Here is a 17,718-nt window from a genome sequence, read left to right as displayed (position 1 = left end):
GATCCTAAAACAGGGCCAATTGGTGAAAAAGTAGTATTTTCAAACGTTGTTCCAGAATTTGGTACAATTGCAATGATGATACTAGCTGTTGCAATCATAAGCATCGTAGCAGTAACTGCAAAATCTAAAGTCATTCCAAAATTTTAGGAATTGATATCTTCAAATTATTACCAAGTTTATTATAATGTCAACAATAGACTTTGTAATTAAAAGCACATGTGATTCTGTATAAAATTTTAATATGTTGAAGAGGAGTTGGGATAGAATTGGAGCACAAACTTGCACTGAAACTGGTTTTCTCAAATCCAAAATACACAGGATTAGCAGTTGGAATATTTACTACAATGTTTATTCCATTGTCTTACATTTCATAATATCTATTCATTCAACCTAGACTTGTATTGTTTGTCCCAGATTATTCTGCTTTTGGATTTTTGCTAGTTGTGCTAGTTTCATTTCTTACTGGTTAGTACTTTGTATGGGAATCTATAGAATACAAATTTTAAAATCTAGTAAGAAAAAAATGAGTTCTGGGTTTCTTGGATCTATAATTGGAGCAAGTGCAGGAGCATGTAGCTGTGGCTCCATTGGTTTTACAATAATCTCAGTTTTTGGGGCAGTGGGAGGAGCTGCAACTGCGTTTTTGGCAAATTATGAAATTCCACTTAGAATGCTTTCTATTGGAATTTTAGTTGTAACCTACTTTTACATGGTCAAAGGACTAAATGCTGAATGCAAGATTAATTTTAATAATTTAGCTGGTGGAAACTAATTGTATTAATTATTGTGAAAAATACTAAAATTGAATGATGATTTCTTTCTTTTAAAAAACCCTTATGCTAGCTGTTTTATTTAGTTTGGTACAAGAAAAAATTGTTGTGGTGTATGTGATCAAACTTCTTGATTTTTAAAATTTTGTAATTTCGTTTCCTTATGTAGTTTGTATGCAGTTAGTCCATTAAATGTAAAAATCACCACCAATCCAAAATAAGAAAGAGTTTGACTGTATTCAATTAATATTCCGGATACACCAGTCCCAATAACACTTGGAAGTAAAGATAGTGCATATAGCCACCAACCACAACAACCTAGTGGAACCAGTGAAAAAAATGAAAAAAACGAAGTAGCTGCAGTACTTCCAGAGTTTACACCGAATGCTTTTCTTTTTACATCTAGTCTACACCCAAGCATCTTGCTTTTTTCAGAAAGAAAGATCTGTAGTCCGATACCAACACCCATTCCAATTATTATAATTGAGTTTAGCTGAAATGAAGCACTAACTGCATTCCAAGGATCTAGTGCAGGTGTTGTAATAATCACTATGGTGAGATATACTACAACAGTAAGGATTCCTACAATAATCCCTTTTTTTATTGGTTTCATTTAGGATTCACCATAAACAAGGGTATCTGGATGAAATGCGACCCATTCAAACCAAAATCCAGGATGAATTGGTATTCTTTGTAAGACAGTTCCAGCCATAGGACCCGAAACTGCCATGCCGTCATACGTCCATACGGATTTTGTCTTAGAATCAATCAACACACCATTATCATAAACAAATTCCAAAGGATCACCACCCACGTTTCTTTGAAAAATCCTGGAATTATGATCATGTTCAGATATCAGAAGAATTGATGTGGTACCTACAGAATCATTAATGACTTTGTGAAATTCAATATCTTTTTGCTTGTATGCTTTGTAGATATCGCCCTGGCTGAATCCAATGATTATCTCTTTAGGCTGCATCCTATCATCGCTGTTCTCAACTGGAAACATTATTCGTGGTTCGGTATAATAACTTCCATAAGGATCAGTTGCATACGAACGGATATGACCTGTATTGGTAGTCAATACCAATGTATCTGAATGTAACTTTTTCCAATCACCCCAAGTAATTAGATCAAATGGGATTGTTTTCAATTGAGAACCTGACAAAGGTCCAGTTACTGCCATACCTAGACTTTGACTCCAATATGATCCAGTTACTCTGTCATACATGAGCAAATTACTGTTGTACAGTTTTCCAGAAGTTCCAAATTCTACTTTTTGGCCGTCAATGATTCTCTCAAATACCTGACTTGTATAACACAAAGGACAGTAAGTTACTGCCACAGAAGTGTTGCCAACCATATCATTTACTATCTCATGCCAAACCAGAATAAACAACGGATATGCTTTTACGTCTCCATTAATTTCCAATCCAATTACAATATCCGAATCATCCATAAAACTAGAATCTGAAATATTTGCAAAAATAGGGTTGTCAATTGATGGAATCCCATCTTTTGGTGGGCCCCCTCCACGTATCTTTTCAAGAGGTATGGTATGTTTTTGTCCATTTGTTTCCATCACAGTAGAAAGTGACATCTCAGGTTCATGGTCAACATCAGAAATTACATCATTTGGTTCAGAGTTAACAGTAGTTGGTTCTGACGTAAAATAAAATATTAAAAAAATTGCAGCTACAACCACAGATAAACCAATTATAGTAAAAATAAATTTTTGATTCAGATTAACCCAAAGTAATTTAAAATATTAAACAATTTTTCCAAATTAATCATTATAAAATACTTTCATATATATCAAATAAAGATCTAGTTTTGAATATTTGATTAAATTCTCTTATACCGTATCCTTGTACTAGAATTATTTGAAATTTTCTAGATAATTATTCATTGGTGTATCTGCTGAAAAATTGATGTATTCAGAAAATATAGAAGTAAAATAACTTGTGATTCTATTGGATGGATCAATTAATGGACAGTTAACAATATGGTTACTATCTACTGATCTAGCAATGCAGATGTCAATAAAATATCCATATACAAGGTAATCTGAAAGGTTCAAGGTAGGTTTGATAATTCATAGAAAGAATACGACAAATGTATTGGTTTTTTAGTTTTTATGTCAAAAAGAGGAATGAAATATGTAAAATTAGGATTAACTAGTTTCTAAACCCACAAGTATCACAATCAAATTTTTTCTTTGTAGAGTGTGCTTTTTTCATGTGTTTTACTGTTCTTTCTGAATCAGAAAATTTCATATTGCATTTGGGACAAGTATCCCCCACAATGATTTCTTTTGAGAAAAATCTCATGTCTCTAGTGTTTTGTGTTTCTTTAAAATATTTTTCCCAACATGATATAAATTTGGAAAAAACTTTATGACGTACATTTTTAGATGTGATTTAGGTTTCATTGAATATTGCAATAATTTTGGGTTCTGTCAGACAGGATAGAAATGGTGTAAAAGTAAGCCATTGGATTACAAAAAAGATTGCAAAACGAGGCCACCGTACAATGTTAGTCGATCCTATGCAGCTGGACTTGCCGATTCTGGATAAAATGTATAAAGAGATGAAAGAACCTGAATCAAAATACAAAAAACTTCATGATATGATAGATTCTGCTGATGGGTATGTACCAATTACCACTGAGTATAACCATACTGTTTCTGGAGCCATGAAAAACACACTTGACTGCTGCTTGGATGAATATTTTTTCAAGCCTTCTGCTATAGTGTCCTATTCTGTTGGGCCCTTTGGAGGAATCAATGCAGCCCAGCATTTGCGTCATATTTTTGCAGGACTTGGTTCTCCTTCTATTCCATCTTCACTTCAAATATCCAAAGTAAGTGAAGCATTTGGTGATGATGGCAAACTGTTGGCCCAAGAATATGATAAAAGAGTTGAGAGATTCCTTGATGAGTTTGATTGGTATCTGGAGGCATTCAGATCTCAAAGAAATAAAGGTGTGCCATATTAGCATGTTACAATAATCCAGAGCTACTTTTCATGATATTGTTTTAGCCCATTACATATCGTGTTAAGTATTCTTTGATCCTTTTTACATTTTCTCGAGTTTGTTCTAATTTTGTACTGGTAATTCTGAAAAATCATTGGTATCAATCACCAAAAAATCAATAATCAAACCTATCATTGGCGGTGGTGCCTTGCCAATCATTATGCTAAGATATTCTTGAAAATCATTACATTTTACCATAGTTTCTGCAATTTGAAATAAGGATTAATTACAGAATTAAATTACGTGGCTATAATTGATGCATATACTTGTCCGATCTAGATTTTATATCCAGACAATGTAACCTAAACTGCTTATCTCGCATGTTTTAGGTTGCAACATATAATAATAATCAATGATGTCTTTGAATCATGAATACAGTACGCATTCCAAAAGTTATCAACTTTGGAGAAGATGCACTTGGTAAAACAGAGTACCCTAAAAATGCCCTGATTGTAACAACCGTTCCACCAGAGCTTTCTGACAAATGGATTGCAAGAATGGGAATTAAGGACTACATGTTACATGATCAAGTAAAACCTGAACCATCAATCGATGATGTCAATACTGTGATTTCAAAATTCAAAGACAAAAACCCATCTGTTCTAATTGGATTAGGTGGTGGAAGTTCTATGGATGTGGTAAAATATGCTGCACCAGAGATGAAAAAAGAAAAGATCTTAATTCCAACAACATTTGGAACTGGAGCTGAAATGACAACGTATTGTGTTTTGAAGTTTGATGGAAAAAAGAAATTGTTACGTGAAGATAGATTCCTAGCTGATATGGCAGTTGTTGATTCCTATTTCTTAGAAGGAACTCCGCAACAAGTCATAAACAGCTCTGTCTGTGATGCATGTGCTCAAGCTACCGAAGGCTATGATAGCAAACTTGGTAATGACTTGACAAGGACTCTTTGCAAACAAGCGTTTGAGATTCTCTATGATGCCATTATGAATGACAAACCAGAAAACTATCCTTATGGATCAATGTTATCTGGAATGGGATTTGGTAATTGCTCTACTACATTAGGACATGCTTTGTCCTATGTATTCTCAAACGAAGGTATACCTCATGGATATTCATTATCCTCTTGTACCACTGTTGCACATAAACATAACAAGTCAATCTTCTATGATAGATTCAAAGAAGCTATGGCAAAACTTGGTTTTGACAAATTAGACCTCAAAGCTGATGTTTCTGAAGCTGCAGACACTGTAATGACTGATAGAGGCCATTTGGATCCAAATCCAATCCCAATATCAAAAGACGACGTCATTAAATGTCTTGAAGATATCAAAGCAGGTAATTTGTAAAAAATTCATTTTTTTTATCTTTTTTCATTTTTCTTGATAAACTGCGAAATTGGCAGCTTGATTAAACTTTTTATTCTATTACTTTGACAAAGATGTACTTGACTCAAAATAAGCTGAAATTTGGTATACAAAACGGGTTAAATGTTGCAAGAGCCGGCTATACTGAAGACCAAATTCTAACAGCTTGTATGCTTGCTGATAAAACTGGATATGATTCAATTTTCTATATGGATCATACCAATGTCCCTCAATGGAAAAATGCAACTGTCTTAGACCCATGGGTAATGTTATCTGCAATTGCTGCAGTTACAAATAACGTTGAATTAGGAACTTGTGTTACCGATGCAATCCGAAGACATCCATCAAATATTGCATTGGCTGCAATTACTCTTGATCGAATTTCAAAGGGAAGGGCAATACTTGGAATTGGTGCAGGTGAAGCTCAAAATCTAAAAGAATTTTGCATTCCATTTGAAAAACCAGTTTCAAAATGGGCAGAACAAATTGAAGTTATTCATACGTTATACAAATCTACTCCTGATAATACTGTGGATTACAAAGGAAAATATTATCAACTTGAAGGTGCATGTTTGCAGGCTCCTCCAATTAGAAAACCACATCCACCAACTTACATGGCATCTGGTGGCAAGAGAACTCTCGAATTAACTGGAAAACTTGGTGATGGATGGTTACCAATTGGCTATACTCCTGAGCTCTTTGAAGATCATGCTGCTCAAATTAAAGATTCTATGAACAAAAACAACAGGACTCAAGAAGAAAAAGATAATTTCCAATATGCACTTGACATTGATGTCTATTTCTCAGAAGATGCAGAGGAATCATGGGCAAAAATGAAGGAAGCAGTTAAAGTTAGTTTGTTTAAACCAGAAATCCTAAGAGTGCATGGATTAAAAGAGATTGAAGGATTTGATTTTGTAAAGTACTTTACAGAATATTCCATGTCTGATCAAAGTTGGATTGTAAAAATGAGGGAAGCTGCAACAAAAATCCCTGACAAAGTTGCACGTTCATCTACTGCAGTAGGAACTCCTGAAGATATTATTCCAACATTTGAGAGATTCATGGATGCCGGTGTTAACCATTTTGTAATTAGATTCTGGGGCAAGAACTATTTTGGCTCTATTGATAAATTTGCGAGTCATGTAATGCCTGCATTAAGAGAAAAATCTAAAAAATAAAATGGCGTTTTATGTCGTAACGCATAGAAAATCATTTACTTTACTTGTTTCTATGATGTATGATGGATGATGACCTTCCAGAGTCTTTAAAGAAATATCTTGATATCTTAGAGGAAAATGTTGAAATTTTGGAAGATTTAGGGTTTAATCTGGATGATGAAAAGGAAGATGAGTTTACACCAAACATGGAACTTCACAATCTATATGATATGACTGAAGACGTTGCCCACTCTGCAAAAATTAAACGTGCTGAATCAAATCTTACCCAAAGACAGTCAGAAGATTCTTTATGATTTGTGTGGTCTTTTTTTTCTAGCCTTTGTAAATGCTTTTACTTTACGTTTACTTTTCTGCTTCTCTATTCTTTTTCTTGTACGCTCTGTTGCATTTGTTGCACCCTGAATAATCTTAGTTTTACTTCCATCTCTGAGCATAATCTCTTTTCCTTTGAACCTAAATTCAATGTCTCTGCATTTGACATAATATTTTGTTAGGCAAAAAAATATTCTGTTGTTTGTACCGTGCATATCTTTAACTTCCTTGGATTTTTTTAACTCGTTGAGAATATTTCGAAGTATCCCTTTTTCAATATCTGTAATTCTATGTAATTCACGAAACCAAATGAATTTAGAATTTGAACCCCATTCTTCTAAAATGTTTAGAACTTTTTGTATAGCCTCCTCATACTCTTCATTAATTTTACCAATTTGTTTATCCATGAATTATGTCAAACCGTTTAACTTAATGAATTATTTGGAGGGAAAAGTCAACTCTGTAAACTGTTTATTGGTTTTGATCATTTTTGTAACTAGTTGCTAATTAGGTATTATGGGATTAAAAAATGAATACTTAGCAATTGAATACAAAACCTTAGGAATTAAAATATTGGCTAGAGAATTAGATGCCGTTGATTGAATTCACCGTTTCGATTTTTTCTTTAATTCCTTTATTCTTGATTTTGTTACCTTGACTGACTGCTTTTGGTTATTTTCCATCTTGTTTGCCAATGAATCGATCTGTTTAATGATTTTTAATTGAGTTTCTGTTGACTTCGTTTTCAAAAGTTTAGTTTTTAATTTTTTTAACTGATTTGAATATGAATTAAAATCGTTTTTTAACTCATCAAGATAATGATCTCTCACACTTATTTTTTATCTAACTTGTATTTTAGGAATCTTGATGATCTGGATTTATAATATTATAAATAAAAATATTATCGTTGCAACTGATTGGAATTTTACAAATAAAGTCTCATCAAAAAATTAAGGAATTTCTGGATCAAGAGCATGTAGGGCGAATTTCTAGTATTGATGAGAACGGATATCCTCAAATAATTCCGATGAATTTTGTCTATCTAAATAATTCTATATACATGCATTCTCATGTAAAAGGAGAAAAGATCAAAAATATCCGTCAAAACAGCAAAGTTGGATTTGAAGTTGACAGAGAATTAGAATTTTTACCTTCTTATTTTGAAGATCCAAAAAATGCATCACTTGCAGATACGTTATACATTAGTGTTGTAATTAAAGGAAAAGCATCCATTGTCATAAATAAAGAAGAAAAAGCAATTGCTCTAAATGGCCTTATGGAAAAATATCAGCCAGAGGGGAAATATGAACCAATACAGCCCACCATGAAAATTTTAGATGCGGTTGCAGTAATCAAAGTTATTCCAGACTCTCTCTATGGAAAATACAAAATTGGACAGCATATGGCTGTCGAAAATAGAATAAATCTTGCAAAAAAAATACTTGCTAAAAACTCTCCTACTTCAAAAGAGACTTTAAAAATTATGGGTTTTGAGATAACTAAAAATGGATTGGAAATGTTTGACGAGCCAATATGGTAAAAACCATCTAATGTACTTTATATTGAATTTAACATTTTAGTTCTTAATTTGGTGGTAAAACTTACCATCTTTGAGATTTCACATGTAAGTTGTGTTTTATCATCTGTCTTTACTACTCGAGCTGGTTGAAACTTATTGATATCACTTCGTTTTAATTCAATATCATTGTAATCTAAAAATGTCTTTGTATCTGCGATTGGCATGTTAATGACGTTTGGAGATGTTTTTTGAGGTACATTGGTATTCTATCGCCATGATTTGTAGTTTTTCTGCTTTTAGTAAATACTGTATTAACCTCTCTTTTATATCAAAAAATTTGGCTGCTTTTGGCCTTCTAATATTAATTATTGTAAACCTTCAGTGATAACTCGATGATCATTAGATATAAGTTCAGTTTTCGATGATTGGATCTGTTGAAACGAGCATTACATTTTGAATTAGTATCTGAATATGGGCCCACAGGCGATCAACCTCAGGCAATTGATACGCTAGTTGAAGGTGTAAAGAAGGGGTCAGTTCAGACATTGTTAGGTGTAACTGGAAGTGGCAAAACATTCTCAATTGCTAATGTTATCGCAAGGACGGGAAAAAACACACTAGTCATATCTCATAACAAAACTCTAGCAGCTCAACTGTATTCGGAATTAAAGCAATTTTTTCCTAAAAACAATGTAGGTTATTTTGTATCATACTATGATTATTACCAGCCTGAAAGTTACTTGCCCCAGACTGATACATACATTGAAAAAGATACTCAAATTAATGAGAAAATTGAAAAATTGAGATTAGAGGCAACTGCTATGTTGTTATCTGATGAACCTACTATCATTGTCTCTACCGTGTCTTGCATTTACTCGCTTGGAAATCCACAAGATTGGAAAGATCTTGCAATCATGATCAATACTGGTGATATAATAAAACGAAACGAGATTATTCGAAAACTCATTGATGCAAGATATGAACGAAATGACACTGAAGTTGCACCTGGAAATTTTCGAGTTAAAGGAGATACCATTGATGTCACACCTGCATATTCTGAAGATATTGTAAGAATTTCCATGTTTGGTGATGAGATTGAAAAAATTATCTTGCTTGATCATGTTTCATTAAAAGAAAAAAAAAATTTATCTCAAATGAAAATTTTCCCTGCAAAGCATTATCTAATTGCAAAAGATGTTAGGGAAATGGCTGTCAAATCTATCAAAGAAGAGTTAGAAAAAAGACTTCCTGAATTAAATGAATTAGAAAAACAAAGACTAGAGATGAGAACAAAATATGACTTAGAGATGATTGAGGAATTAGGTTATTGTTCTGGAATTGAAAATTATTCAAGGCATTTTGATGGTCGAAAGTCTGGAGAAAAGGCATTTTGTTTGATGGATTTTTTTGGAGATGATTATCTTTTGGTAATTGATGAATCTCATGTTACTTTACCTCAACTTCATGGGATGTACAAGGGTGATCATTCAAGAAAAAATGAATTGGTCACATATGGATTTAGATTACCAAGTGCATTTGATAACCGCCCTCTAAAATTTGAGGAATTTGAAGATTATATTAAAAATACTATTTTTGTATCAGCTACTCCTTCAGAATATGAGCGAAAAATCTCATCGACTATTGCAGAGCAACTAGTCCGCCCAACTGGCTTGCTTGATCCAAAAATTGAGGTTAGACCAACAAAAGATCAAATGGATGATTTGATCAAAGAAATTCAGAAAAGATCCACTCACTCTGAACGTGTTTTAGTTACTACTCTTACCAAAAGAATGGCTGAAGACTTAGCAGAGTATTTGTCAAAAAAGCAAGTCAGAGTGAGATACATGCACTCTGAGATTGAAGGACTGCAACGAACTGAGATAATCAGACAGTTGAGACTGGGAGAATTTGATGTTCTAGTTGGAATCAATTTGCTTAGAGAAGGACTAGATATACCCGAAGTTTCTCTAGTTGCAATTTTGGACGCAGACAAGGAAGGGTTTTTGAGAAATTTCACCAGTCTAATTCAAACATGTGGTCGTGCTGCAAGAAATGTAAATGGCACTGTAATAATGTATGCCAATAATATTACTCAATCCATGAAAAACACTATTGATGAGACTAATCGTCGTAGAGAAAAACAAATTCGATATAACAAAGAACATCACATTACTCCTAGGACAATTATTAAGTCAGTTCCTGAACAAGAAACCGTATTAGATGATTCAAAATTAAAATCTGTTCATGATCTTGCTGCTGATATTATTGATCTTGATGCACAAATGAAAAAATACTCTGAAGATTTAGACTTTGAAAAAGCAATAGAGTGTAGAGACAGAATTAAAAGAATAGAAAAGGAGATTAAATACAAAGATGGCCGAGAATAAATTAAAAATTCGTGGAGCACGACATCACAACCTAAAAAACATCGATATCAATATCCCAAAAAACAAACTAGTTGTAATTAGTGGATTGTCTGGATCTGGAAAATCTACATTAGCTTTTGACACAATCTATGCTGAAGGTCAGAGAAGATACGTTGAATCACTTTCTGCATATGCCCGACAATTTTTGGAGATGATGGATAAACCAGACGTTGACTCTATTGAAGGTCTTTCTCCTGCAATTGCAATCCAACAAAAAACTACTAGCAAAAATCCCCGTTCTACAGTTGGAACTACTACTGAAATTTATGACTATATGAGACTGTTGTTTGCAAGAATTGGAATTCCATACTGTACAAACTGTGGAAGAAAAGTATCTACTCAATCAGTTGAGAGAATATGTGATTCTGTACTCAAAGATTTTTCAGGAAAACAAATTTTAATTTTAGCTCCTATAATACAGAGAAAAAAAGGTACATATGAAAAATTATTTGAGCAAATCAAAAAAGATGGCTATTCTAGAATCCGTTTAAATGGCGAAGTTTTGAGCCTGGATAATGAAATTCCGCCACTCGATAGGCAGAAGTGGCATAATATTGAGGTCGTGGTTGATAGAATGACTACTGAAAAATCAGAAAGATCTAGACTATTTGAGGCTATTCAAACTGCAATTAAATCATCAAAGGGAGATGTAATGATTGTAACTGATAAATCTGAAAAAATTTTCTCACAGAATAATGCATGTCCTTATTGTGGACTGACTGTTGGTGAATTAGAACCAAGATCGTTTTCTTTTAATTCGCCATTTGGAATGTGTAAAACGTGTAATGGATTAGGTATAAAGATGGAATTTGATGCTGATCTTGTGGTTCCTGATAAGACAAAATCAATTTTAGATGGTGCGATCATTCCATGGAGTGGCCGTTTTTCATCATTTAGAAAACAAGCGTTAAGGGCGGTTGGAAAAAAGTTTGGGTTTGATTTGATGACTCCTATCGAAAAAATAAAACCTAAACATTTTGAAATCATCATGAATGGCACAGATGATCTAATTGATTTTAATTATCGCTCAAAATCTGGGGATTCCTCTTGGCAATATACCAATGCGTTTGAGGGAGTACTTGCAAATCTACAGCGAGTATTTCTAGAAACTGATTCCGAATCAAAACGTGAATGGCTAAAACAATTCATGCGAGACACCCCTTGTAATGTTTGCAATGGTAAAAAATTAAAACCTGAATCACTTGCTGTTAAAATCAACGAACAAGGTATCATGGATGTGTGTGATATGTCCATTGACAATTGCTATGATTTTTTTTCTACACTAAAATTAACTGAAAATGAGCAATATATTGCAAGAGATGTTTTAAAGGAGATTAAAGAACGTCTTGAATTTTTAATGAATGTTGGATTGAATTATCTTACATTAAACAGACTAAGTTCTACCTTATCTGGAGGTGAATCCCAAAGAATTCGTCTGGCAACTCAGATTGGGTCTAATCTTACTGGTGTCTTGTATGTTCTTGATGAACCAACAATTGGTTTACATCAGCGTGATAATGCCCGACTAATTAAAACGCTGCATAAACTACGAAATCTGGGAAATACAGTAATTGTAGTGGAGCATGACGAGGAAGTAATACGAAATTCAGACTGGATGGTGGATTTGGGTCCAGGAGCTGGTGTTCATGGTGGAAATGTGGTGTTTGAAGGATCTGTTGATGATATTCTCAAGAACACTAAATCTGTAACTGGTAAATATCTTAAAGATAATTCTTTGATTACTCTAAAAGATAAAATACGTAATCGTTATGGTTCATTAATAATTAAGAGTGCATCTGAAAATAATTTAAAAAATATAGATATTGAAATCCCATTAGGATTATTTGTATCTGTAACCGGAGTTTCTGGTTCAGGAAAATCTACCCTAATTAATGACATTTTACTTAAAACATTGGAAAATCACTTTAACAAATCAAATATACGTTATGGAAGTCATAAAGAAATTATAGGTTTGGAAAATATTGATAAGGTCATTGCAATAGATCAATCTCCTATTGGTAGAACCCCCCGCTCAAATCCTGCAACTTATATCGGTGCATTTACTCCAATTCGAGAATTATATTCAAACACTGCATTATCAAAAGAAAGAGGGTATGCTCCAGGGCAATTCTCATTTAATGTGGCAGATGGACGATGCTTTGCATGTGATGGTGATGGAGTCAAACAAATTGAAATGCAGTTTTTATCAGACGTGTATGTAAAGTGTGATGAATGCAAAGGAAAAAGATACAACACTGAAACATTATCTGTATTATACAAGGGGAAAAATATTTCCGATATCTTAGACATGACTGTATATGAGGCATTAAATTTTTTTGAAAATATTCCTGCAATTAAACGAAAATTACAAACTGTATATGATGTAGGTTTGGGTTATATCAAACTAGGACAATCCTCAACTACTCTGTCTGGCGGTGAGGCTCAGAGAGTAAAACTTGCATCAGAGTTATCAAAACGCGGCACCGGCAAGACTTTCTATATCCTAGATGAGCCTACTACAGGATTACATTTTGCAGATGTTCAGAAATTACTAGATGTTTTGAATCGTTTGGTGAATCTAGGAAATACTGTAGTAGTAATTGAGCATAACATGGATGTGATTAAAAATTCCGACTGGATAATTGATCTTGGACCTGAAGGTGGCAATGAAGGAGGTATGGTAGTAGCTGTTGGTACCCCTCAAGATATCGTAAAGGCACCTGGGAGTTATACTGGAAAATATTTGAAAAAATTGCTTAAAAAATGACTTTTAATATATCTCAAATCCAAATCCCTACTGATCCTGGAATCTACTTGATGAAGGATTCTGATGGAAAAATTATCTATATTGGAAAGGCAAAGAATCTAAAAAATCGTGTAAAGTCATATTTTTTGAAAAACCAAAATTACAAGACACAAAAATTAGTTGAAAACATTGCAAACATTGAATTTGTTTTAACTGATAATGAAAGCGAAGCTTTTCTTTTAGAATCAAACATGATCAAAAAATATCGGCCAAGATTTAACATTGAATTGAAAGACCAGCAAAGATATACGTATCTTAGAATCTCTCATGAAAAATATCCTAGGCTTTTAGTGGCAAGAAGAACAAGAGATGGAAAATTTTTGGGTAAAGGAAAGACATTTGGACCATTTACTCAGGGCAGCTCAAAGTTACTGACAATTGGTACTCTGAGAAAATCATTCCAAATCAGAATATGTAAAACACTTCCAAAAAAAGTCTGCCTTGAATATCATTTGGGAAATTGCGAAGGTCCATGTGAATTCAAAAATGCACAAGAAAGATATCCTAATCATATTGCTGCATTAGAGGATGTTCTTAAAGGAAAAGATCAGATGAAAATTTTTACAAAAAAATTAGAAGATGAGATGCATCAGGCGGCAGATTTACAGCAATTTGAAAGAGCAAAAGATATTCGTGATACTCTAATTAGGCTTGGAAGTCTTAAAACCAAACAAAAAATGGAATATGTTGAAAATTCAAACGAGGAGTACTTTGGGATTGGAATCAAAGAACATGCTGCTACTGTAATGAATTTTAGAATGATACATGGTGTGATCAGAGATAGTGATAAATTCTTTTTTGATCTAGTAGGTGACAACTCTTTCTCCACTTTTCTTTACCAGTATTATTCAACTCACAAAATTCCAAAATTCGTTTTAGTAAGTGAACTTCCAGAGAACCACATGTTGCTAGAATCACTCTTGTCTGAACAATCTGGGTTTGAAGTAAAGATTATTGTTCCAAACAAAGGGAAAAGAAAAAACATCATAAATCTTATAATGAAAAATATCCAATTAATTCATTCTACAGGTACAGATCCTGGATTGGTAGAGTTAAAAGATATTCTTAACCTTCCTGTAATTCCAAACATCATTGAATGTTTTGATATCTCAAATCATGGTGAGGATTTTGCTGTGGGGTCCATGTCTAGATTTGTAGGTGGCATTCCTGATAAATCTGGATATAGAAAATTTAAGATCAAAACCGTATCTGGACGAGATGATTTTGCAATGATTGGTGAAATAATTAAAAGAAGATACTATAGGTTGTTGGAAGAAAACTCTGAACTTCCTGACTTGGTTGTAATTGATGGTGGCAAGGGACAGCTTAATGCTGCTATGAAGTCATTAGAGTCACTCGGATTAAAGTTACCATGTATCTCTCTTGCAAAGGAAAACGAGGAAGTCTACACTCCAAAAAATAAAACTCCTATAATAATCCCAAAAAACAAACCTTCGCTAAAAATTTTACAGTATGCACGAGATGAAACTCATAGATTTGGTGTGGCATACAACCGGACAATAAGAAAAAATCAAATAAAATAAGAAAAAAGGAAAAAGTTTGGTTAGTTTACTGTAACACTGCCAACCATCCAAGGATGTACCATACAGAAGTACTTGTAACTGCCTTTGTCATTAAAGGTAAATGTATAATCTGCATTTGCCATGACTAGACTACTATCAAATACACCAGAAGGTCCGTCTGCTGGACTTCCTCCAGTTACTGTATGTGCTGCTGTGTCTACATTATTCCATGTTACTTTATCCCCAGCTTTGATCGTGATGTCTGCTGGTGTATAACATGCATTGTTGCTTTCACATCCTGGAACTGCAGTCCCTACTGGGATTGCCACTTTGTGTGTTTGTGGTGCTGCTGGTTCTTTTGCTATTGGTTTAGTTTCTTTAACTTCTACTTTTTCTTCCATTTTTACTGGTTCTTTTGCAGGCTCTTTCATCTTTTCCTCGTTCACCATTGGAGCTTCTTGTTTTACTTTGTTTGCCAAATCTGCAAATGGGTCTTCTTGCACTTTTGGCTCCACAGTTTTAGCTGAAACAGTTGGAGTAGAGACTACAGGACCTGCATCTTGAACTGCACTCATAGAGAATGCAACAGCTACGCCTACGACAACAATTGCAATTGAAAATGCTATTGCTGCCTTGTCCATACTTGTCATAATTGATTTCACACTTCATGTATGCTAAATAAATCTAATCGTTTTTTTCAATTATTTCCTGCTTTATTTTTAAGATTTTCATATGTGATGCTAAATTCGTCATTAAATACTGATTTAGAATTTGAAATTTTTTTTACAAAAATTACAAATTTTCATTGAAATTTTCATATGATCGCAATAATTGTTGATTTAGTATTTTTCATGTTATTACGTAATTATTTTTTTTCATGTATATACTCCGTACTGCTATTCATGTATTATAATTAAGATATCCTCTGTTTCTTCTCTTGTTTTTAGTGTTGTCTCTTTTGTGATTAGATCTTATTTCTGGCAATGTTTTCATCTTTACTAATTACTTCAAATTCAATTTTTAATTTTCTCTGATCAATTAACTGTTTAATAAATCGTAAACGTTTTTGTATAAACACATCTTCAATTTTTAAATCAGTTGTAAACTGATCAAACATTATTTTTTCATCTAATTTTATTTTGACATTGTCTTCATTTTTTATTATGAATGTTCCAATCCCCCAAAACAAACCAATATGCAGTGCCACATATTTTGATTGTAAATTTGTCACTTTGTCTTTGTACATATCTATATGTTCTCGATTCTCAATAAACGATGAATCATCATTTTGAATGATCCATGTGATTTTTTGAGCATTCCCATATGAATAAAAAACATGGTTCAATTGTCAATCAAAAAGTGGTCTTTTGTTAATATATTTTGAATCCTTCACTTATGATCAAAGATTGAAAGGTTTACGTATGCTTGAGTCACATGCATTCTTCTCGAAAATGGTTGATGAACTAGTAGAATTCTCTGAATATGATCCAGAATTAGCAGACGGAATTAAATGGCTGGATGATCAGGCACAGAAAAAAGGTATTACATTTTATGATATGGTGTTTGAAGTGTTGTACAAACATGATGTAAATTCAAAAGCAAAAGAATGGCTTAATACCAGAAATTAAAATTATTTTCTCAAGTCCAGTGTTTTGTATTTACATCCCTCGGGCCCACAATATTTTCCAACATAGGTTGCTTTTGGTCTGTATAATGCAGGCTTTGGTGCCGCCTCTGCAAATTTTTCCTCAATAATATGAGCTGCCCATCCAACAACCCTTGCAATTGCAAAGATTGGTGTGTTAAGATCCATTGGAATTTTTAGCATATAGTATAAGGATGCACTATACAAATCTACGTTTGGATATATGTCTCTGCCTTTTTGTGATTTCATCTCAGCGATGGTCACGGTTTCAATTTTTTCTGTTATTGCAAACCATGGTTCTTTTGTTTTTTCAGCAAGTTTACGTGATAGTTTCTTTAGCACTTGTGCTCTAGGATCATAAGTTTTGTAGACTGCATGACCCATTCCCATAATCCTTTCATCCTTGCTCAATTTTTCTTTAATCATCTCTTTGACTTTACTGATATCTCCAATCTCTAGAAGCATTTTCATAACTTCTGTGTTGGCACCTCCATGAAGTTCTCCACTTAAGGCGCCAATTGCAGCACTGCATGCAGAATACATGTGTGCTCTAGTTGATGCAACTTGTCTTGCTGTAAATGTTGACGCGTTGAAAGTGTGGTCTGCATGTAGAATCAAACAAACATCAAAAATTCTCTCAACTTCTGGATCAGGTTTTTTGCCTGACATCATGTATAGAAAGTTAGCTGCATGACTTAACGTTGGATCAGGGTCTACTATCTCTAATCCATTTCTTATTCTATTCCAGCTTGCAATGATTGTTGGGACTTTTGCAATAAGGTTTATTGCCTTTTCATAACTTGCCTCTTTATTTGCAAATTCTTCGTCATAATATCCTGCAAGCGCTGCAACAAATGCCTGAAGCATATCCATTGGATCTGCGTCTTTTCTCCAGTTTTTCATATTTTTTTGCATCTGTTTTGGGATTAATCTTGCATCAATCAATTTTGTATTGAATTCGTTTAATTGTTGCCTGGTTGGCAGGTCATCATAAAGAAGCAGGTATGCTGTTTCTTCAAATGTTGATTTTGTGGTTAGTTCTAAAATATCATATCCTCTGTAAATGAGCTTGCCTCTTTCGCCATCAATGTTTGAGATCTTAGTATCAGCTACTTCGATTCCTCGCAAACCAATATTTTTGGTCTCCATAGCAAGTATGTAGGAATTCT

At 33.6% G+C, this 17,718-nt stretch carries 20 protein-coding genes; 11 read left to right on the top strand and 9 right to left on the bottom strand.

The annotated features are described in order from the left end of the window. Together OEM44_09170 and OEM44_09165 are read left to right on the top strand one after the other, a co-directional pair. Positions 1-147 (top strand): PEFG-CTERM sorting domain-containing protein (locus tag OEM44_09170; GenBank protein ID MDH3516965.1); only part of this gene is annotated, 147 nt, incomplete at its 5' end. A gap of 376 nt (positions 148-523) precedes the next feature. Continuing rightward, the gene (locus OEM44_09165; protein MDH3516964.1) at positions 524-772 is read left to right on the top strand and encodes a hypothetical protein; all 249 of its coding nucleotides are present in this window, start codon (positions 524-526) and stop codon (positions 770-772) included. 119 nt (positions 773-891) lie between these two features. On the opposite strand, the gene OEM44_09160 is transcribed toward OEM44_09165, so the two are convergent. From OEM44_09160 to OEM44_09150, 3 genes are all read right to left on the bottom strand, one after another. After that, positions 892-1,383 (bottom strand): hypothetical protein, encoded by a 492-nt coding sequence (locus OEM44_09160; GenBank protein ID MDH3516963.1) that lies wholly within the window; start codon positions 1,381-1,383, stop codon positions 892-894. After that, the gene (locus OEM44_09155; GenBank protein MDH3516962.1) at positions 1,384-2,475 is read right to left on the bottom strand and encodes a DUF3179 domain-containing protein; all 1,092 of its coding nucleotides are present in this window, start codon (positions 2,473-2,475) and stop codon (positions 1,384-1,386) included. It lies immediately after the preceding gene. 472 nt (positions 2,476-2,947) lie between these two features. Beyond that, positions 2,948-3,100 (bottom strand): hypothetical protein, encoded by a 153-nt coding sequence (locus tag OEM44_09150; protein ID MDH3516961.1) that lies wholly within the window; start codon positions 3,098-3,100, stop codon positions 2,948-2,950. 100 nt (positions 3,101-3,200) lie between these two features. Between OEM44_09150 and OEM44_09145 the strand changes: the two genes are divergently transcribed. Further along, a complete protein-coding gene (locus OEM44_09145) occupies positions 3,201-3,767 on the top strand; it encodes an NAD(P)H-dependent oxidoreductase (GenBank protein MDH3516960.1) in 567 nt (188 codons plus the stop codon). A gap of 102 nt (positions 3,768-3,869) precedes the next feature. Here OEM44_09145 and OEM44_09140 read toward each other — a convergent pair whose 3' ends face one another. Beyond that, on the bottom strand, positions 3,870-4,004 hold the full coding sequence (locus OEM44_09140) for a hypothetical protein (protein ID MDH3516959.1): 135 nt from the start codon (positions 4,002-4,004) through the stop codon (positions 3,870-3,872). A gap of 170 nt (positions 4,005-4,174) precedes the next feature. Between OEM44_09140 and OEM44_09135 the strand changes: the two genes are divergently transcribed. The 3 genes from OEM44_09135 to OEM44_09125 all read left to right on the top strand — a co-directional run bounded on the left by OEM44_09135 (position 4,175) and on the right by OEM44_09125 (position 6,611). Continuing rightward, positions 4,175-5,119 (top strand): iron-containing alcohol dehydrogenase, encoded by a 945-nt coding sequence (locus OEM44_09135; GenBank protein MDH3516958.1) that lies wholly within the window; start codon positions 4,175-4,177, stop codon positions 5,117-5,119. Between the two features lie 92 nt (positions 5,120-5,211). Continuing rightward, the gene (locus OEM44_09130; GenBank protein ID MDH3516957.1) at positions 5,212-6,318 is read left to right on the top strand and encodes an LLM class flavin-dependent oxidoreductase; all 1,107 of its coding nucleotides are present in this window, start codon (positions 5,212-5,214) and stop codon (positions 6,316-6,318) included. Positions 6,319-6,380: 62 nt separating this feature from the next. Next, complete coding sequence (locus tag OEM44_09125) at positions 6,381-6,611, top strand: hypothetical protein (GenBank protein ID MDH3516956.1); 231 nt, start codon at positions 6,381-6,383, stop codon at positions 6,609-6,611. Here OEM44_09125 and OEM44_09120 read toward each other — a convergent pair. Further along, the gene (locus OEM44_09120) at positions 6,606-7,037 is read right to left on the bottom strand and encodes a hypothetical protein (protein ID MDH3516955.1); all 432 of its coding nucleotides are present in this window, start codon (positions 7,035-7,037) and stop codon (positions 6,606-6,608) included. The genes OEM44_09125 and OEM44_09120 overlap by 6 nt on opposite strands. Before the next feature lie 500 nt (positions 7,038-7,537). Here OEM44_09120 and OEM44_09115 point away from each other — a divergent pair, with 500 nt between their 5' ends. Beyond that, positions 7,538-8,170 (top strand): pyridoxamine 5'-phosphate oxidase family protein, encoded by a 633-nt coding sequence (locus OEM44_09115; protein MDH3516954.1) that lies wholly within the window; start codon positions 7,538-7,540, stop codon positions 8,168-8,170. Positions 8,171-8,187: 17 nt separating this feature from the next. Here the strand turns inward: OEM44_09115 and OEM44_09110 are convergent, their stop codons facing one another. After that, positions 8,188-8,373, bottom strand: coding sequence for a hypothetical protein (locus tag OEM44_09110; protein MDH3516953.1), 186 nt, complete (start codon positions 8,371-8,373; stop codon positions 8,188-8,190). A 210-nt stretch (positions 8,374-8,583) separates the two neighbouring features. Here OEM44_09110 and uvrB point away from each other — a divergent pair, with 210 nt between their 5' ends. The 3 genes from uvrB to uvrC are packed head-to-tail and all read left to right on the top strand — an operon-like array spanning position 8,584 to position 14,925. Next, on the top strand, positions 8,584-10,536 hold the full coding sequence (uvrB, locus tag OEM44_09105) for an excinuclease ABC subunit UvrB (protein MDH3516952.1): 1,953 nt from the start codon (positions 8,584-8,586) through the stop codon (positions 10,534-10,536). Further along, complete coding sequence (gene uvrA, locus OEM44_09100) at positions 10,523-13,342, top strand: excinuclease ABC subunit UvrA (protein ID MDH3516951.1); 2,820 nt, start codon at positions 10,523-10,525, stop codon at positions 13,340-13,342. Before uvrB ends, uvrA begins: the two co-directional genes overlap by 14 nt. Further along, positions 13,339-14,925 carry an excinuclease ABC subunit UvrC gene (gene uvrC, locus OEM44_09095; GenBank protein ID MDH3516950.1) on the top strand — a complete coding sequence of 529 codons (1,587 nt, stop codon included), beginning with the start codon at positions 13,339-13,341 and terminating at the stop codon, positions 14,923-14,925. Before uvrA ends, uvrC begins: the two co-directional genes overlap by 4 nt. 20 nt (positions 14,926-14,945) lie before the next feature. Here uvrC and OEM44_09090 read toward each other — a convergent pair whose 3' ends face one another. Beyond that, positions 14,946-15,554, bottom strand: coding sequence for a plastocyanin/azurin family copper-binding protein (locus OEM44_09090; GenBank protein MDH3516949.1), 609 nt, complete (start codon positions 15,552-15,554; stop codon positions 14,946-14,948). A gap of 314 nt (positions 15,555-15,868) precedes the next feature. After that, positions 15,869-16,249: a hypothetical protein gene (locus OEM44_09085; GenBank protein ID MDH3516948.1), complete on the bottom strand. Its 381-nt coding sequence runs from the start codon at positions 16,247-16,249 to the stop codon at positions 15,869-15,871. A 76-nt stretch (positions 16,250-16,325) separates the two neighbouring features. On the opposite strand from OEM44_09085, the gene OEM44_09080 reads away from it, so the two are divergent. Continuing rightward, the gene (locus OEM44_09080) at positions 16,326-16,532 is read left to right on the top strand and encodes a hypothetical protein (GenBank protein MDH3516947.1); all 207 of its coding nucleotides are present in this window, start codon (positions 16,326-16,328) and stop codon (positions 16,530-16,532) included. Between the two features lie 2 nt (positions 16,533-16,534). Here OEM44_09080 and OEM44_09075 read toward each other — a convergent pair whose 3' ends face one another. Then, a complete protein-coding gene (locus OEM44_09075) occupies positions 16,535-17,698 on the bottom strand; it encodes a citrate synthase (GenBank protein ID MDH3516946.1) in 1,164 nt (387 codons plus the stop codon). Positions 17,699-17,718: the final 20 nt, after the last annotated feature.

Source organism: Nitrosopumilus sp., from assembly GCA_029862745.1.
Lineage (GTDB): Archaea > Thermoproteota > Nitrososphaeria > Nitrososphaerales > Nitrosopumilaceae > Nitrosopumilus.
Note: the sequence above shows the minus strand (reverse complement) of the source record. Positions and strands in the feature narration are given on the sequence as shown.